The following is a 16030-nucleotide window of genomic DNA, read 5'->3' as shown; positions in this document are numbered from 1 at the left end:
CATGCAATTGCGTGATTTAAAGGAGGCACCAGCCACCGCTTGGTTCGGAATGATAGTTGTAGCGTTATATATCGCAGTGGCATGTCTTGCGCCTGTCCTTGCACCTTACGGTGAAACTGAGATCGTAGGCGCTTCATTCTCGCCCTGGGGTTCTGATTTTTGGTTCGGCACAGACAATCTTGGCAGAGACATATTCAGTAGACTGATTTATGGCGCACGTAATACCGTAGGCATCGCGCTCGTAACTACCGCTCTGGCCTTCCTCTTGGGCGGGGTTATGGGATTGATTGCGGCAACCGTTGGCGGCGTAATTGAGCAGATGTTTTCGCGTGTTGTCGATCTCTTAATGTCGATACCGGCGCTGTTATTCGCGCTTCTCTTGCTTACCATTTTTGGGGCTGGCGCGATCAGTATGATTTTGATCATCGCGGTACTTGATAGCACTCGTGTATACCGTCTGACGCGAGCAGTCGCAATGAATGTTGTCGCGATGGAGTATGTCGAGGCTGCCCACATGCGTGGCGAAGGCCTGACATGGCTGGTGCATCGTGAGATTCTTCCCGCAATCAAGGCTCCGCTAATTGCAGAATTTGGCCTGCGGTTCTGCTTCGTATTTCTTACTATTTCAGCACTATCTTTTCTTGGACTGGGCATCCAACCGCCGACCGCCGACTGGGGGTCAATGGTTCGAGAATATGCACCAATGATAACGTTCGGCGAGTTAACACCGTTGTTGCCTGCAGGTGTCATTGCACTGTTGACTGTATCGGTCAACCTGATCGTCGATTGGTTCCTGCACAAAACAAGTGGACTTCGTGATGAAAAATGAAGCGAATAAAGTATTGCTTGAGATTACGGGGCTGAAGATTCAGGGGTGCAGTGATGGAGCCTGGCATCCGATTCTTAAGGGAGTCGACTTAACTATAAGACGCGGCGAGGTTCTAGGTCTAATTGGCGAATCAGGCGCAGGAAAGTCCACACTTGGTTTGGCTGCGATGGGGTATGTCAGACCCGGCTGCCGCATCACTGGAGGCAGCATAAAATTTGACGGCATGGATCTACGCAATGCATCCGAGGCGACGCGGCGTGCACTTTGGGGGCACCGGATTACATATGTAGCACAATCTGCTGCCGCCTCGTTTAATCCAGCTCATCGGCTTATAAACCAGACTATTGAAAGTGTGGTGATGGCCGGCAATACACCTTTTGATATCGCAGCTCAAGATGCTCGCGAACTCTACCGCGCCTTCCAGCTTCCTAACCCAGAAACCATCGGCAATCGCTTTCCCCACCAAGTTTCAGGCGGACAGCTGCAACGGATCATGACCGCGATGGCAATGACCTCACGCCCTGATCTGATCATCTTTGATGAACCTACAACTGCGCTTGACGTAACCACTCAAGTTGAAGTGTTAGCCACTATGCGTAAGGCAGTTACCGAGTTCAATACGGCGGCTATCTATATTACCCATGATCTAGCCGTGGTCGCTCAAATGGCAGACCGAATTAAGGTACTACGTTATGGGGAAGAGATTGAGGAGGCGCCGACTCGCACCATGCTCTCTAATCCTAAAGAAGATTACACTCGTTCTCTCTGGTCAGTGCGTGCGCTGGAAAAACCGGTTAGGGTGAACGACGACATAATATTATCTATAAACGATGTCGACGCCACTTACGGTAAAGGCATGAAGGTTTTGGAGAATGTATCCATAGATGTTCCACGGGGCACAACTGTCTCTGTCGTCGGCGAGTCCGGATCGGGGAAATCTACTACCGCACGCGTCATCACAGGGCTGTTACCCGCCACTAAAGGCCAAGTACTATTCAATGGCGAGCCCTTGCCCTTATCGCTTAAGTCACGAACCAAAGAGCAGCTGCGCCGAATACAGATGATCTATCAGTCTGCGGACACGGCGATAAACCCATATCAGACTATTGGTGAAATAATCGGTCGACCTCTTGAGTTTTTTTTAGGCCTCAAGGGGCGCGAAAAATCCAAGCGTGTAGCTGAGTTATTGACTTCGATTGAGCTAGACCCAGCTCTTGCCGATCGTTTGCCAAGCGAACTTTCCGGAGGTCAAAAGCAACGAGTTTGCATTGCTCGTGCGCTTGCGGCTGAGCCTGACTTAATCATCTGCGATGAAGTAACCTCTGCGCTCGACCAAATTGTTCAAGAGGGTATTCTGAAACTTCTGATGCGACTTCAGGAAAAGCTCGGAGTGTCCTATCTGTTCATCACACACGATATCTCAACGGTTCGTGCAATTTCCGATCGTGTAGTCGTTATGCACAAAGGACGCGTCGTCGAGCAAGGAACAAAAGACGAAATTTTCGAAGCGCCGCACCCTCCATATACCGAGTTGCTTCTGTCCTCTGTGCCAAAGATGGACCCAGACTGGCTATCTACGCACTTACAGGCACGAATGCCTTTGCTTACTACTTAGCAGCCCGTTCGGCGCCTTGCCTAGTGGCTTGTACTGCTAGCCAAATAACTTATATTTGATCACGGCCAGCTTGGCCAGAGAGCCTACTGGCCACCACCAAAGTGGAGGGTATCGAACCCGCTGCCTGGTTCAAAGATACGCTGTATAAACTGCCCAATAGTAAGGGTGCGTCAATGGCCGCATCTGGCCGCTTTCTGCCCGTTGTCACCGGCAGTACGCGATCCAGCGCAGCCCTGCCAGGCGTACTTTGCTCTGGCTCCAGAAGCTATTCGGCTATCAGTGTGGCAATCCGGTTGACGCTAATAATCTGTCCGCTCCAGATCATCTCGAAATGAGCGGCCTGGATGACTGATGTTACGGGGCGTGGTGTCATCAGTGCCCAGCAGATGTTACCGGGTGAGCGGACCGAGTTGTAACGCAGGCCCGGGCACTCTGCTCGTTTGGTCTCGCTTCCCAGTTGATGCGAGTGCGTGTAGTCGTCGGGGGCATAGATGGGGTCAGACAGCGACACCGGTGTTGCGTCCCGCATCCCGGCATCGGTGAAGCTGCAGGTCAGCCCACGGAAGACGAAGCGCTCGTAATTCAGGTCCGGCACGTTCGACCAGTAGTGCTCCTGGTGATGACGCACCTCAGCAATCGCGGTGTCCATCCTGTCGGCCAGGTAGAGGACGCCAAAGCTGCCATTGCTGAAGCGCGAGCCTGCCGGGTTCACATGGGTAAAAGGCGCTGTGGCGTAGGAACATCCCGGGATGCCGAACGGGATCTGCTCGCGGGGAATCAGCTCCAACCGGCCCAGTTCGTTCTGCAACCTTGGGTTCGTCAGTGCCTGGAGTTGGTAGAGCACCTCGAAGTCCGCGGCGTCGGCAACGTCATCGAACAGGGCGATGGGGGGAAACTTGGAGTTGATCAGGCGATAGGCCTGCAGGCTGTCGCCCTCCAGGGCGGCGAGGCTGGCGAGCCCTACCACTGGGCACCGCGCAGTGTATCGATGCGCCGGAACGTCTCGTACAGCGAGATCATGTCGCCCTGGGCCATGACCTCGAGCGGCGCGCGCCCGTTGAAAAACTCGTTGCGGTTCGCCATCGCGGGGAAGCCGTAGACGTTCTCCGGATTGTCGAACACCAGGCGCAGTGTTGCGTGGATGTTCAGCACGAAGCTGATGCGTTGCATCTGGTCGGCATCCAGGCCTACTGACCAATCCGAGTCTTGTTGCCGGGCGCGGGTGTAGGTGCTGCGCGAGATGCGCAAGATACGGCAGGCCTGCTCGCAGGACGCCTTCCACCTGTCCAGGATGTTCAGCGCCGCACGCAGGCCCGCCACGCATTGGCTTTTCGAGAAGCTTTGGGCTTGGATGGCGGTTGTCATGGCGGGCGCCTCAATTTTGATCTGTAGATTCAAATTTAGCACCTGTGCATCTGTGGATCAAAAAATGGTTGCTTCATTGCTGTCTCAGTGGGCCTTCACCTTCGGTGCCTGGGCGGGCATTGAGAAGGACGTGACGGGGTAGGGGGTGTAGGGTGCCCTTGCCCATGAAGCGTATGCGTTGGGCGTCGCCCAGCTTGGAACGGTCCGCCCGGCACTGCAGGTTCAGCTCCTTGAGACGCTCGGGATTCTCGGCGAGAAATTCGGCCGACTCGAACGGCATAGGCTTTTCGCACGCGCTCAGCAGCAGCGCGCTCAGTAGCAACGAAATCTTGTTCATCAAGCGATCTCCTCTCGTGATGTTTGTGCGGGCAGCAATGCCCGTTCCTCGGCCGGGCTCAGCCGTCCGATAAACCGAGCCATCTGCTCGGCCGGTTCGCTATCGCGCCGCACCAGGTAGGTGGTCAGCATCGCCGGGCAGCCGGCCAGTGGTCGGGCCACCACATCGGGGTTGTTGAGCCCGCTGATCTTGGCCAGGCTGGAGAAGCCCAGCCCGTAGCCCGCCGCCACCAGCGCCATCATCAGGTCCAGGGTCGGTACGCGATCGGCGATGGTCAGGCAGGTATTCACAGTGCCCAGCACGTGCTGCAGTTGTTGCCAGAAGCCTTCGCAGACCTGGGGGTCGCAGAGCACCAGGGGATAGCGCACCACCTCGTTGAGCGGCACCTGCCGATAGCTCAGCAGGGGATGGCGGGCCGGTACTGCCACCACCAGTGGATCGAACCAAACCGGTTCGGCCACCAGCCCATTACCGACTTCGGCGGATTGGGCCAGGCCGATGTCGAACAGCTCGTCGTTCAGCCCTCTGACCAGCTCGCTAAAGGTGACCTCCGACAGGCAAATCTCGACCTCGGGCTCCTCCTCGCGGCACTGGGCGAGCAGGGCGGCCAGGCGTGCCTGCGGGATGCCGTCGGACAGGGCGACGCGGATGCGTCCGCGGTAGCCGGCCGCGGCACTCTTGACGCTGGCCTTGGCCTGGTCGACCACGGTTATCACCCGACGGGCCTCCTCCAACAGCACCTGGCCGGCCCAGGTCAGGCGCGTGCGCCGCGTAGTGCGCTCGAACAGCTGCACGCCCAGGCGATATTCCAGTTCCTTGATGATCCTGGACAGCGGCGACTGTTCGATATGCAGGCGCGCGGCCGCACGGGCAAAGTGCAGCTCCTCGGCGACGGCGATGAAACAACGAAGATGGCGCAACTCCATGCCCACACCTCCTGGCGATGAATCAGTTGTAAGGTTCGGCTTGCACGTCGCCTGTCCATCCCGGCTGACGACGCAGGTTGACGAGTTGCAGCAGGGCACCGAGGGCGGCCACGCCGCCGGCGCTGACCGCCAGGGTCCAGGTGGGCATCTGCAACAGCAGGACGAAGCCACCGGCCGCCGCACCGATGGCGCTGCCCAGGTAGAGCGCCGACTCGTTCAGGGCGATGGCCAGGTTGCCGTCGCCCTGATCCTGGCGCGCGAGGATCAGCTCGTTGTTCTGCGGCACCTGCAGGGCCCAGCCGACGGCACCCCACAGGGCGATGGGCAGCATCACCAGCCAGGTGCTGAGGGCCGCCGTCAGCGGCAGCAGGAAGAGCGACACGGCGAGGATCAGCATGATGGCGAAGGTCAGCACCGGACCCTTGATGCGGTCCACCAGTGGGCCGATCAGGAAGCTGCCCAGCACGCCGCCGATACCCCAGACCCACAGGTAGGGGGTGACCGAGCGCACCGCCCCGTAGGCCGGGTCGGCCAGCAGTGGGGCGATGAAGGTGTACATGCCCAGGCTGGCGATGGCCGCGAGCAGGGACACCAGCAGGATGACCAATACATGGCCGTCGCCGAGGATCGCCAGCTTCTGGCCCAGCGTGCTGGCGGTGGCTGCCGGCAGCGCCGGAAGCTTGAGCAGCAGCCCGAAGAGCGCCAATAACCCGAGCCCGGTGACCAGCCACAGGGCAGCCTGCCAACCTAACTGCTCGGCGATCAGCAGGCTGAGCGGCACGCCCAGTACCACGCCGCTGGCCATGCCGCCCATGATGATGGCGATGGCCTGGCCGCGGCGTTCCGGGGTGGACACCGCCGTCGAGGCGCCGATGCCCATGGCCAGGTAGACGCCGGCGCCGATACCGGCGATGGCGCGCCAGACCATCAGCGCGGTGAAGCTCTCGGCCAGCGCGCTGGCAGCGTTGGCGATGACGAACAGACCCAGGGCCAGCAACAGGCCGGCACGCTGGCGATGGGCCGGGGTCAGGGCGACGAAGATCGGCGAACCCAGGCCGTAGGCCAGGGTGAAGGAGGTGACCAGTTGCGCGGCTACTGCGACGGAGACCGCGAAGGAGGCCTCGATCATCGGAATCAGCCCGGCGGTGACATAGGAGGCCATGCCGAGGGCGAAGGCCCCCAGTGCTATCAGGTAGATGGGGGATTGCTTGGGTGTGTGCATGCTCGGACTCGCTTGTGCTCCGTTGGAGCGCGTGGGTGGTACAGCGGAGGGATGCGGCGCCGCACCGGGGCCGCATCCGGTTGGGGACTAGAGCTCGAGGCTGACGTCGTACTCGCTCAGCCAGGTGTTGAGGCCGACCGCCAGCTCCATGCCCATGCGTTCGTACATGGGCGAGACGCTGCCGAGCGGCTTGGCCAGGGTCTGCTGGATACGGCCGCTGTCGAGCAGGGGCGTCACCGGTGCGTTGCGATCGGCCTGGATGGCGGCCAGGGCATCACGCAGGGCTTGCTCGTAGGCCGGATCCTGGGTCGAGGGGTAGGGGCTCTTGACCCGCTCGGAGATCGACTCCGGCAGCAGATCGCGAGTCGCCGCGCGCAGGATGCTTTTCTCCCGCCCATCGAAGGCTTTCATCTCCCAGGGGATGTTGAAGGCGTACTCGACCAGGCGGTGGTCGCAGAAGGGCACCCGCACCTCAAGGCCGACGGCCATGCTCATGCGATCCTTGCGATCGAGCAGGGTCTGCACAAAGCGGGTCAGGTTGACGTAGCTCATCTGCCGCATGCGCTGATCTACCTTGCTCTCGCCTGGCAGTATCGGAGCTTCGGCGATGGCCTGGCTGTAGCTGTCGCGCAGGAAACTGTGCATGTCCAACTGAGCCAGCAGACCCTGGTCGAACAGTGGTTTGCCGTCGAAGTACTTGCCGGTGACCGAGGTCAGCCAGGGGAAGGTGTCGGCCTGGATCGCCTCCGGGTCGTGGAACCAGCGGTAGCCGCCGAACACCTCGTCCGCACTCTCGCCGGACAGGGCTACAGTGGAATGCTTGCGCACTTCCTGGAACAGCCGATAGAGCGACGGCCACATGTCACCCCAGAAGGCCGGCGGCAGGTCGAGGGCGTGCACGATCTGCGCGCGCAGCGTTGGATCGGCCAGCTCGCGGCTGTCGAGGACGATCTCTTGATGGCTGGAGCGGATCTTCTCCACCAGGTCGCGCACGAAGGGTGCATCCGGCGTGCCGCGCACGGCATCGCCGGTAAAGCCGCTGCCGTGGTCGACGAAATCGACTGAGAAAGAGCGGATGTTCTCCTTGCCGGCGGCTAGCAGCTTTTTCGAGGCCAACGCGGTGATGATCGAGGAATCCAGGCCGCCGGAGAGCAGGCTACACAGCGGCACGTCGGCGACGATCTGACGGTCGACGATGTCCTCCAGCAGGTCGCGAGTATGGCGGATGGTCTCGTCCAGCGAGTGTTCGTGGGGGCGGGCCTGCAGCTTCCAGTAGTGGCGGCGGCCCAGGCCCTGGCGGTTGATCCGTAAGATCTCGCCCGGCATCACCTCGCGCATGCCGGCGAACACCGCATGCCCGGGTGTCTTCACCATCTCCAGGATCTCGCGCAGGCCATCGGCGCGCACCTTGCGCGGCACCAGGGGATTGGCCAGCAGCGCCTTGGGCTCGGAGCCGAAGATCACGCCGTCGGCGGTGGGGAAGTAGTACAGCGGCTTGACGCCCATGCGGTCGCGGATCAGCAGCAGCTCCTGGGAGCGCAGATCCCAGATGGCGAAGGCGTACATGCCGTTGAGCCGCTCGACGAAGGCCTCGCCCCATTCGACATAGGCGCGCAGGACCACCTCGGTGTCGCTGCGGGTCTCGAACCGGTGTCCGAGGCGTTGCAGTTCGGTACGCAGTTCGCGGAAGTTGTAGACCTCGCCGCTGTAGGTGATGGCGGCGACTTCACGCAGGCCACCGTGCCTGGCCGTCATTGGTTGGCGACCGCCTTCCAGGTCGATGATCGACAGGCGCCGATGGCCCAGGCCGATCGGCCCGTCAATCCACAGCCCGCCGGCGTCCGGCCCGCGCAGGGCCATGGTGTCGGTCATGCGCTGCAAGGTTTCGCGTTGCACTTCCAGGTTCTGGCTGTAGGACAGCCATCCAGCGATTCCACACATAGTCTTCTCCTTTCCTTGTGAATGGGTTACCCGAGGCTTTCCAGGTCGCTGTCCTCGGCCAGCAGCACGCGCGTCTCGCCGTGGACGTAGCGCGCCGCTGGTGGGGTTTGGGCATGGGTGTCTAGCTCGTTGAGCAGGCGCTGCAGCGCCACGGCGGTGTCGAGGTCGGCGAAGGCGTGGCGCGGCGGCTCCTTGAGCGCTACCGCCCGCACCACCTGAAGGCACAGCCGCGAGAGCTTGTGCAGGGTGTCCAGGCCAGGCTCGTCGGGGGCGGTGGCGTACTCGTGCAGCAGCTCCTCGGCGCCGTCCGGGCCGCGCGTCCAGATACGCAGCTGGTCGTGATCCCAGCGCGGCGTGTCGAACACCAGGCGCGCATGGATCAGCCGGGCATCGCGGTCGACGAAGCTGAAATCCACGGTGCGCTGGCGGACCATGTTGACGAAGCTGGCGTAGCCGGTGACCCGCGCCTCGCCCATGCTCCCAGTGAGCAGCACGCTGTCGAGTACTTCGCTGCCGGAGATCGAGAAATCCGAGCGCACGCCGAGCACGCCTTGCAGCTGGAGCTGGCCGGCGCGCGGGCAGATCCAGCCGAGCAGATCCAGGGCATGGATCACCTCGCTGGTCACGCCGCAGGTGGGGCGGTAGTCGTTGATGCGATCCTTGCCCCAGTGGAAGCTGGCGCGTACCAGTTGCCAGCCATGGCGCTCGACCCATTCGCGCAATTGCCGGCTGGCGTCCGAGTAGCGCTCGACCAAGTCCAGGGCAAAGCCGCTGACCTGACTCAGGGCGGCACTGATTGCGGCCAGGTCATCCTTGGGCGTGACCAACGGTTTTTCGCAGATCACAAAGCCCCGGTAGCCGGCCAACTGCTTGAGCACCGGCGCATGGCTGTGGTCGTTGACGCTGACCACCACGATGTCGGGCGCGAACCTCTGTAGCGCCTGATTGACGCTGTCGAAATAGGGCAACTCGGTGGTCTTTTGCCGGCGTCCGACATAGGCCAGCGACAGCGGCAGGCCGGTGCTGGCGGCGATATGCTCGAACGTGCGGCGGTAACGGTTGCCGGCATAGCCCAGGCCGATGATCAGAATCTTCATGCCGAGGCCTCCTGACGGATCAGCAGGCACTCGTTGCTGACGGCGAAACCCAGGGCCTGGTACAGCGTGCCGGCGGCCTCGGTGCTCTGCAGCGACACGGAAGCGACACCGCGATTGGCGAACCAGCGCAGCAGGTGCTGCATCAACTGCCGGGCGATGCCGCGGTGGCGCCACTGCGGCGCCACCGCCACCGACTGCACCCAGCCGGAAAGGCCGCTGAGGCTGCCAGGTGCCGGCGCACGCTGGTCGATGAGACCGGTCGCGCAGCCGATGATTTGACCGGATTCCTGATGCTCCGCGACCAGGATCTGCACGTTGTCGGCCACGCCCAACTTGCTGGCCAGCCAAGCCCGATAGGCTGCCCGCCAACTGGCCGAGTCTTCTGGTGTGCGGCTGGCGTAAGAGGCCGCAGTGCCGTCCAGCAGGTGGGCGCGCAATTCGATCAGACTGGCCAGGTCGGCAGTGGAGGCCGGGCGCACGGTATAGAACGACTGCTCCATCTCAGGCCACCTGCATGCCGAAGGCCTGGGAGGCCAGGGGAATGGCGAAGTGCTCGAAGGTTTCGCGCAGCGCCAGCGCCAGGTGCTCGATCTGCGCATCGCTGTGGTTCGGCGTGGCGTTGACCCGAAAGCGCTCGGTGCCGATCGGTACCGACGGGTAGTTGATCGGTTGCAGGTACACGCCATGGGTGTGCAGCAGGCGTTCGGCCGCGGCCTTGCAGCGCTTGGCCTCACCCACCAGTACCGGCAGCACATGCGTCTGCGAGCAGGGCATGACCGGGATATCGTGGTGGCGCAGTTGTTCGCGCAGCTTGGCGGTCTGGCTATGCAAGCGTTCGCGTTCGGCGCTGCTGGCCTTGAGGTGCTCGACGCTGGCCAGGCAGCCGGCGGTGATCGCTGGCGGCAAGGACGTGGTGAAGATGAAGCCGGTGGCGAAGGAGCGCACCGCATCGACGATGACTTGGGTCGAGGCGATGTATCCGCCGATCACGCCGATGGCCTTGGCCATGGTGCCCTGGATGATGTCCACCTGGTCGGCCAGGCCAAGCTCGGCGGCGATACCGGCGCCACGCGGGCCGTACATGCCCACGGCATGCACCTCGTCGAGGTAGGTGAGGGCGTTGTAGCGCTGGGCGACCGCGACGATTTCGGCGATGGGCGCGATGTCGCCGTCCATCGAGTAGACCGACTCGAACACCACGAGCTTTGGCTGGCCGAGCGGGTAACTGGCGAGGATCTGCTCCAGGTGGGCGACATCGTTGTGGCGAAACACCTTGCGCTCGTTCCGCGTCGAGCGAATGCCGTTGACGATGGAGGCGTGGTTCAGTTCGTCGCTGATCACCACGCAGTCAGGGATGCGTCGGAGCAGGCACTGCAGGGTGGCATCGTTGGAACCGAAACCGGTGGGGAACACCAGCGCCGCTTCCTTGCCGTGCCAGTCGGCCAGGCTCGCCTCCAGGCGGGCATAAACCTCGTGGGAGCCGCCGATGTTGCGCGAGCCACCGGAGCCGGCGCCGTAGGTCTCCAGGGCGTCGTGCATCTGCTCGCGCACGGCTGGATGCTGGGACATGCCGAGGTAGTCGTTGCTGCACCAGACCACCACCGGTTCCTGGTCGCGGCCCTCCAGCTTGGCCAGGGGGTATTGGCCGCAGATGCGACTGAGGGTGGTGAAGGTGCGGTACTGGTTGGAGGCCTTCAATGTCTCCAGTTGTTCACGAAGAAGTGCTTGGTACATCCGTTTATCTCCTTAGCGATTGATGACACGTCGTTGTGTCTTTCCTCATGCAGAAGTAGCCCTGGCGCGCGCTTTTGCGGTCAGGGAGGGCTATTCTTCTTTGGTTCTATGAGGGTTACAATTTGACTGTTTATACTGTTACTGGAGGTAATCGGATGAGCGCATCGCGCACACTCGAGCGCACCCGGACGGAGCTGGCCGAGTTCCTGCGCAGCCGCCGTGAGCGCATCTCGCCGGAAGAGGTGGGGTTGCCCGCCGGCAGTCGGCGGCGCACACCGGGGCTGCGCCGTGAGGAGGTCGCCGCTTTGGCGGGGGTGGGACTGTCCTGGTACACCTGGCTGGAACAGGGGCGGGACATCAGCGTGTCCGCCAGCTTCCTCGACAACCTCTCGCGCACGCTCAAGCTCGACGCGACCGAGCGCCGGCACCTGTTCCTGTTGGCCCACCAGCGCTTGCCGCCAGAGCCGGGGCGCACCTGGTGCGTGGTGCCGCCGCTGATCCACCGGCTGATGGGCGACCTGCCGTCACGGCCGGCCTACGTGCTCAACCTGCGTTGGGATGTGCTGGCCTGGAACGCCGCGGCGGATCGGCTCTTCGGTTTCTCGGCGCAGCCGGCAGAACGGCGCAACCTGTTGTGGCTGCTGTTCACTGCGCAAGCGATGCGCGAGCTGTTCAACCCCTGGGAAGAGCAGGCGCTGCAGATCCTCTCGAGCTTTCGCCGCGACTTCGTGCGCGCGACCCAGGACCCGGACATCGTCGCCCTGGTGAAGGACCTGGAGAAGGCTTCGCCCGACTTCAGGGCCTGGTGGCGGCAGCAGGACATCCACGGCCCCTGCCAAGGTGTCCGTCACCTGCACATCCAGGGCGTCGGCCCGGTCGACTTCGAGCACACCACATTGACCATCGACGAGGATCGCCACCTGCGCCTGGTGTATTACGCGGCGAAGGAGGGCTTGCCGCAAAGCGGAGCCTTCGAGCAGTGGCTGCAGCAGGAGCCGGCACTGGTATAGGCCCCGGCGCCTGTTCTCAACCAATCGACGGGCCGCGCTGGCGGCCCAGTTGCCAGGACACGCCGTTGCCCTGCACTACGGCAGACAGACTTTGTCCGAGCTTGGGCTCGATCACCGGCTTCCAGGGCACCAGGCTGAAGCCAATGCCGTCATCGAGCAGGGCGAAACGCCCGCTGACCAGTTGCACGCTGCGCCGGTAAACCCCGCTGACCCGTTCGCCCTCAATCGCGGGGCGGTACTGCATACCCGTCTGGTTCGAGATATCCAGGGCCGCCGTCGTCAGCTCCCGACCACGCAGGGTGGCCAGCAGGTTGCGTGCCAGCACGACGCGTTGATCCTGGCGCTCGGCCAGGCCCAGTTCCGCCAGGAAGTCGGCACGCTGCCTCAAGGCTTCACGCACCTCGGCTCCGAAGCCCTTGTCATTCAGTACCAGACTGCCGCCAAGCAACTGCTGGTCCAGCCAGGTCGCACCGACAGCACGCACCTGTTGCTCCACCGGCAGCGGCGTGCGCAGCTCCACCGCGACCTCGCCCAGGCGGCGGGCATCATGCTGCCGGCCTTGCTCCGGTAAGTCCGCAGGCATGCGCCAGACATCGTCGGCCAGCCGCTCGACGATGCCGGCCCGGCGCAAGGCTTCCAGGCGCCGGATGTGACGTTCGACCAGGGCCTCTGGGGAATGCCCCTCGCTGGCCTGCGACTTGGCCAGTGCCAGGTGCTGGTCGCTGCGGTAAATACCGTTCACCGCCAGCGCAGCAATAGTGCGATCCACGGTGCGCGGCTCGCTCGGACTGCGCGCCTCGACCACTGCACCGATGGGGTAGTCGGCCAGCTGCGTGTGGGCCGGCAGGTCCAGGTAGTGGGCCCTGCCGTCGAGACCATCCACCACCAGGTAACCACGGTCGTGCAGCTCATCGGCCAGCCCCTTGGCCACCACCCGACCGACCACGGCAGAGTGGCTGGCACCCGGCTCGAAGACCGGCAGCTCGCGCTGCGTACCGCCCATGGCGCGCTGCAGCGCACGCACGATATCGCCGCGTTCACCCAGGGCCCGTAGGGTCGCCTCGGCGTCGTCATGCATGAGCCATTGTCCAGGTCGAACTTCATGGGCCAGATCCAGCCGCTGCAGGTGCTGCAGGCGACCGATCAGCAGCTGCCGGCGCGGATGGTTGGCGAGCATCTTCAAGCTCAATACGCCGGCTTGGCGTGCGCGCAGCAGGGGGCGATCCAGGCTGGTGAAGCGCTCCTGCTGAACCTCGCGTTGCAGGCCCTGCTGGATCTCCAGTTCGGTGCGCGGGCCGAGCCACTCCGTGGCCAGTTCGGCGGCGCGGTTACGCATGCCTTCGGCGATGTAGTCGCGGGCGATCACCAGGTCTTTGCCGGTGTCGTCCTTGCCGCGCAGGACGATGTGGGTGTGCGGGTTGTCGGTGTTCCAGTGATCCACCGCCACCCAGTCGAGACGCGTACCCAGGTCGGCTTCCATGCGGCTCATCAGATGGCGGGTGTAAGTGCGCAGGTCGTCGAGTTGCTCGGCGTCCTCGGGCGAGACGATGAAGCGGAACTGGTGGCGGTCTTCCCGACCGCGCTCTTCGAAGGCTTCGACGTCGGCCTGGTCGGTCAGCGGGCCGTAGGCTCGGCCCGGATCGCCCTCGCGGCTGACACCATCGCGCTCGATGTAACGCAGGTGGCTGGCAGTCGAGCGCTTGCCTGCCTGGCGCAGGTTGACCAGGCGGGTCTTGATGGTGACGCGGCGGGCGTTGGGCGACAGTTGCTGGGCGCTGAAGCGGGCGGCGACATGGCCGCGACCGAGACGGGCGCCGGGTTGGTGGCCTGCCTTGCGCGGCTTGCCGGTACCGGCCTTGTTCGCCTGGCGCAACACCTGGTTGAGGTAAGTCTGGCCGCGTTGCTTCGGTGCCCCTGGCCGGGGGCGGACGCGTTCTTCGCCATGCTGATCGCGTTCCTTGCTCATGCTGATGACTCCTCCAAGTTGATCGCAGTGCGGCGTGCCAGGCACGCTCGTAGGCCAGTGGTGATGCGGGCTGAACACGATCGCGGCACCTTGAAAAGCAGGCTCTGTGCCGTCTCCAACCCCCGTGCAGACTGCTTTCCAGGGCCACGAAGTGCCGCCCCCTTTTATCTTGCCCTCCGTTTTTCCCCTGCCTTGGCCTGTCCCGGGTGGTTGATCAGGGTGATCAGGTTGCGTGCCGACGAGTGTCCGATCCGGTGCGCAAGGGCAGCGCTGCCGAGAGAGTGGCGGCGCGCGATTGCGCACGCTGAGCACGCAGAGTCGGCAGGCGGATCGACCTGGAAACGACCGGCTCATCGACGCGACTCCAACCACAAGGGCTGCGCTTGGCCGATTACCGCGTCGACAGGCACCGGGCCGAAGTAGCGGCTGTCGAACGACTCCGGGTTGATGGTGCTAAGCAGGAACAGTTCATCGCCAACCAGGTGCCGGCAACCTGTCCAGGCTGGCTGCGCGCGACCCTGTCGATCTCGTCGCAAGCGCCTGGCCACTAGCTCGCCATCGATGCGCACCTGGCTGCCTTGCACGCACACCTTCTGTGGCGCGACCGCCGCCACGGTCTTCAGCAGCGGCACGTTCGCCGGTAGATAGCCCCGCTGCGCTGCCAGCGTCATCGCCTCTGCTGGCAAGCGAACCAGCAGCAGATCGCCGGCTGCAACCGTGCCGGTTGGTGTGATGCGATACCAGCCGATGGGTACGCTGTCGGAAGCGTTGTAGACCAGCCATGGCGGCGAGGTTGCGAGCGCCGCCCAAGCCAGGGCAACCAGACTGCCGGCGAGCAGCGCCAGGGGCCAGCGCGTGCGACGAGTACTCGGCCTCATGACCTGGCCTCCGGGTATTCCCGCTCCAGCACCTCGCGCAGCAGCTGCGCCACCGTTACGCCGCGATTGAACGCCGCCAGCTTGATGCGCGTGCGCAGTGCCGGCGTCACGTCCAGTGTCAGCCGCGCCGTGTAGCGTGCGGCCTTGCTGGGGTCGATGGCAGCGCCCTGGCGTATCCAGGCCTCGGCCTGCGGATCGGCCAGCGGGCGTGCACCGATACCGATGCGCTTGCCGCTCATGTTGACCACCCCAGCAGCTCGTCGACCAGGCTGGTGACCTCGCGCGCGGCGGCGCTGTCCGGTGCCAGTTCACGGGCCAGGCGACCGGCCGCAACGCTCTCGACGAAGACGATGCGCTGGCACACCTCGGCCTGCAGCGCCGGCAGCGGTTGCTCGGCCAAGGCGCCGCGCGCCTCGCGGCCGATCACCGTGGTGCTGACGCGGCGGTTGATGGCGAAGGCCGCGCGCAGCGCAGGCCTGAACAGCTGCGCCTCGCGGATCAGGTTGACCATCTCCGCGCTGGCCCACAGGTCGTAGGGGCTGGGCTGCACCGGGATCAACACGCGATCTGCCGCCAGCAACGCCGAGCGGGCGAGGGCGGCGATGCGCGGTGGCCCGTCGATGATCAGGTGGTCGGCACGGCGGGCCAGCTCCGGCGCCTCCTGGTGCAGCGTTTCGCGGGCCAGGCCGACGGCGCCGAAAAGCCGGGGCAAGCCTTGCTGGCTGCGTCGCTGGGTCCAGTCCAGGGCCGAGCCCTGGGGGTCGGCATCGAGCAGGATGACGTTGTGGCCGCGCAAGGCCAGTTCGCCGGCGATATGGGTGGCCAGGGTGGTCTTGCCGACCCCGCCTTTCTGGTTGAGCAGGGCGAGGATCATGGCCGTTTCTCCCCGGCCAAACCGCCCCAATCAGCACCTGTCCACAATCGGGCGCTGCCCCAATAACAAGTTAGAGCTTTTAAGTTAGTTAAGTTAAGGGAGGCTGAATGCCGCGCCAGCCGTGGCCTGCAGAGGAGTTTGTGCGCCTGATGGCACGATAGTGATGCGCCCGATAGCACGAGTCCGCTTGCGCCTGATAGCACGACTGAATTCACAGCTTTTCCCGAAGTTATCCC

The 16030-nt window shown here is 63.5% G+C and carries 16 protein-coding genes; 3 read left to right on the top strand and 13 right to left on the bottom strand.

Annotated features, from left to right (window positions below; genetic code table 11):
- Position 1: 1 nt before the first annotated feature.
- Positions 2–829, top strand: coding sequence for an ABC transporter permease (locus tag KDW96_RS02515; RefSeq protein ID WP_255838829.1), 828 nt, complete (start codon positions 2–4; stop codon positions 827–829).
- A complete protein-coding gene (locus tag KDW96_RS02510) occupies positions 819–2444 on the top strand; it encodes an ABC transporter ATP-binding protein (RefSeq protein WP_255838828.1) in 1626 nt (541 codons plus the stop codon). The genes KDW96_RS02515 and KDW96_RS02510 overlap by 11 nt, the downstream gene beginning before the upstream one ends.
- Positions 2445–2709: 265 nt before the next feature.
- Here the strand turns inward: KDW96_RS02510 and KDW96_RS02505 are convergent, their stop codons facing one another.
- The 9 genes from KDW96_RS02505 to hemA all read right to left on the bottom strand — a co-directional run bounded on the left by KDW96_RS02505 (position 2710) and on the right by hemA (position 11066).
- Entirely contained in the window at positions 2710–3411 is a 702-nt protein-coding gene (locus KDW96_RS02505) for an RES family NAD+ phosphorylase (RefSeq protein ID WP_255838825.1), read from the bottom strand.
- Positions 3405–3809 carry an antitoxin Xre-like helix-turn-helix domain-containing protein gene (locus KDW96_RS02500; RefSeq protein WP_255840612.1) on the bottom strand — a complete coding sequence of 135 codons (405 nt, stop codon included), beginning with the start codon at positions 3807–3809 and terminating at the stop codon, positions 3405–3407. Before KDW96_RS02500 ends, KDW96_RS02505 begins: the two co-directional genes overlap by 7 nt.
- Before the next feature lie 73 nt (positions 3810–3882).
- On the bottom strand, positions 3883–4146 hold the full coding sequence (locus KDW96_RS02495; RefSeq protein ID WP_255838824.1) for an entry exclusion lipoprotein TrbK: 264 nt from the start codon (positions 4144–4146) through the stop codon (positions 3883–3885).
- The gene (locus KDW96_RS02490; RefSeq protein ID WP_255838823.1) at positions 4146–5072 is read right to left on the bottom strand and encodes a LysR family transcriptional regulator; all 927 of its coding nucleotides are present in this window, start codon (positions 5070–5072) and stop codon (positions 4146–4148) included. The genes KDW96_RS02495 and KDW96_RS02490 overlap by 1 nt, the downstream gene beginning before the upstream one ends.
- Positions 5073–5094: 22 nt before the next feature.
- Entirely contained in the window at positions 5095–6294 is a 1200-nt protein-coding gene (locus KDW96_RS02485) for an MFS transporter (protein ID WP_255838822.1), read from the bottom strand.
- A gap of 87 nt (positions 6295–6381) precedes the next feature.
- The gene (gene asnB / locus KDW96_RS02480) at positions 6382–8235 is read right to left on the bottom strand and encodes an asparagine synthase (glutamine-hydrolyzing) (protein ID WP_255838821.1); all 1854 of its coding nucleotides are present in this window, start codon (positions 8233–8235) and stop codon (positions 6382–6384) included.
- A gap of 26 nt (positions 8236–8261) precedes the next feature.
- Positions 8262–9332, bottom strand: a complete 1071-nt coding sequence (locus KDW96_RS02475) for a Gfo/Idh/MocA family oxidoreductase (protein WP_255838820.1) — start codon at positions 9330–9332, stop codon at positions 8262–8264.
- Positions 9329–9832, bottom strand: coding sequence for a GNAT family N-acetyltransferase (locus tag KDW96_RS02470; protein ID WP_255838819.1), 504 nt, complete (start codon positions 9830–9832; stop codon positions 9329–9331). Before KDW96_RS02470 ends, KDW96_RS02475 begins: the two co-directional genes overlap by 4 nt.
- Position 9833: 1 nt before the next feature.
- The gene (gene hemA, locus KDW96_RS02465; protein ID WP_255838818.1) at positions 9834–11066 is read right to left on the bottom strand and encodes a 5-aminolevulinate synthase; all 1233 of its coding nucleotides are present in this window, start codon (positions 11064–11066) and stop codon (positions 9834–9836) included.
- Between the two features lie 155 nt (positions 11067–11221).
- Between hemA and KDW96_RS02460 the strand changes: the two genes are divergently transcribed.
- Positions 11222–12076 carry a helix-turn-helix transcriptional regulator gene (locus KDW96_RS02460; protein ID WP_255838817.1) on the top strand — a complete coding sequence of 285 codons (855 nt, stop codon included), beginning with the start codon at positions 11222–11224 and terminating at the stop codon, positions 12074–12076.
- A 16-nt stretch (positions 12077–12092) separates the two neighbouring features.
- Here the strand turns inward: KDW96_RS02460 and KDW96_RS02455 are convergent, their stop codons facing one another.
- The 4 genes from KDW96_RS02455 to parA form a co-directional block, all read right to left on the bottom strand.
- Complete coding sequence (locus KDW96_RS02455; RefSeq protein ID WP_255838816.1) at positions 12093–14042, bottom strand: relaxase/mobilization nuclease and DUF3363 domain-containing protein; 1950 nt, start codon at positions 14040–14042, stop codon at positions 12093–12095.
- Positions 14043–14392: 350 nt separating this feature from the next.
- Positions 14393–14920, bottom strand: coding sequence for a S26 family signal peptidase (locus tag KDW96_RS02450; protein WP_255838815.1), 528 nt, complete (start codon positions 14918–14920; stop codon positions 14393–14395).
- A complete protein-coding gene (locus KDW96_RS02445; RefSeq protein WP_255838814.1) occupies positions 14917–15159 on the bottom strand; it encodes a hypothetical protein in 243 nt (80 codons plus the stop codon). Before KDW96_RS02445 ends, KDW96_RS02450 begins: the two co-directional genes overlap by 4 nt.
- Entirely contained in the window at positions 15156–15794 is a 639-nt protein-coding gene (parA, locus tag KDW96_RS02440) for a ParA family partition ATPase (RefSeq protein ID WP_255838813.1), read from the bottom strand. The genes KDW96_RS02445 and parA overlap by 4 nt, the downstream gene beginning before the upstream one ends.
- Positions 15795–16030: the final 236 nt, after the last annotated feature.

It is taken from the genome of Pseudomonas benzenivorans, assembly GCF_024397895.1.
Classification (GTDB): Bacteria; Pseudomonadota; Gammaproteobacteria; order Pseudomonadales; family Pseudomonadaceae; genus Aquipseudomonas; species Aquipseudomonas benzenivorans_A.
Note: the sequence above shows the minus strand (reverse complement) of the source record. Positions and strands in the feature narration are given on the sequence as shown.

Bases quoted from the DNA above. Each gene is read 5' to 3' on its own strand.
- KDW96_RS02495 (WP_255838824.1), bottom strand. From the start codon at position 4,146: ATGAACAAGATTTCGTTGCTACTGAGCGCGCTGCTGCTGAGCGCGTGC.
- KDW96_RS02460 (WP_255838817.1), top strand. From the start codon at position 11,222: ATGAGCGCATCGCGCACACTCGAGCGCACCCGGACGGAGCTGGCCGAG.
- KDW96_RS02515 (WP_255838829.1), top strand. From the start codon at position 2: ATGCAATTGCGTGATTTAAAGGAGGCACCAGCCACCGCTTGGTTCGGA.
- KDW96_RS02485 (WP_255838822.1), bottom strand. From the start codon at position 6,294: ATGCACACACCCAAGCAATCCCCCATCTACCTGATAGCACTGGGGGCC.
- hemA (WP_255838818.1), bottom strand. From the start codon at position 11,066: ATGTACCAAGCACTTCTTCGTGAACAACTGGAGACATTGAAGGCCTCC.
- KDW96_RS02450 (WP_255838815.1), bottom strand. From the start codon at position 14,920: ATGAGGCCGAGTACTCGTCGCACGCGCTGGCCCCTGGCGCTGCTCGCC.
- KDW96_RS02475 (WP_255838820.1), bottom strand. From the start codon at position 9,332: ATGAAGATTCTGATCATCGGCCTGGGCTATGCCGGCAACCGTTACCGC.
- KDW96_RS02470 (WP_255838819.1), bottom strand. From the start codon at position 9,832: ATGGAGCAGTCGTTCTATACCGTGCGCCCGGCCTCCACTGCCGACCTG.
- KDW96_RS02455 (WP_255838816.1), bottom strand. From the start codon at position 14,042: ATGAGCAAGGAACGCGATCAGCATGGCGAAGAACGCGTCCGCCCCCGG.
- asnB (WP_255838821.1), bottom strand. From the start codon at position 8,235: ATGTGTGGAATCGCTGGATGGCTGTCCTACAGCCAGAACCTGGAAGTG.
- KDW96_RS02490 (WP_255838823.1), bottom strand. From the start codon at position 5,072: ATGGAGTTGCGCCATCTTCGTTGTTTCATCGCCGTCGCCGAGGAGCTG.
- parA (WP_255838813.1), bottom strand. From the start codon at position 15,794: ATGATCCTCGCCCTGCTCAACCAGAAAGGCGGGGTCGGCAAGACCACC.
- KDW96_RS02500 (WP_255840612.1), bottom strand. From the start codon at position 3,809: ATGACAACCGCCATCCAAGCCCAAAGCTTCTCGAAAAGCCAATGCGTG.
- KDW96_RS02510 (WP_255838828.1), top strand. From the start codon at position 819: ATGAAAAATGAAGCGAATAAAGTATTGCTTGAGATTACGGGGCTGAAG.
- KDW96_RS02445 (WP_255838814.1), bottom strand. From the start codon at position 15,159: ATGAGCGGCAAGCGCATCGGTATCGGTGCACGCCCGCTGGCCGATCCG.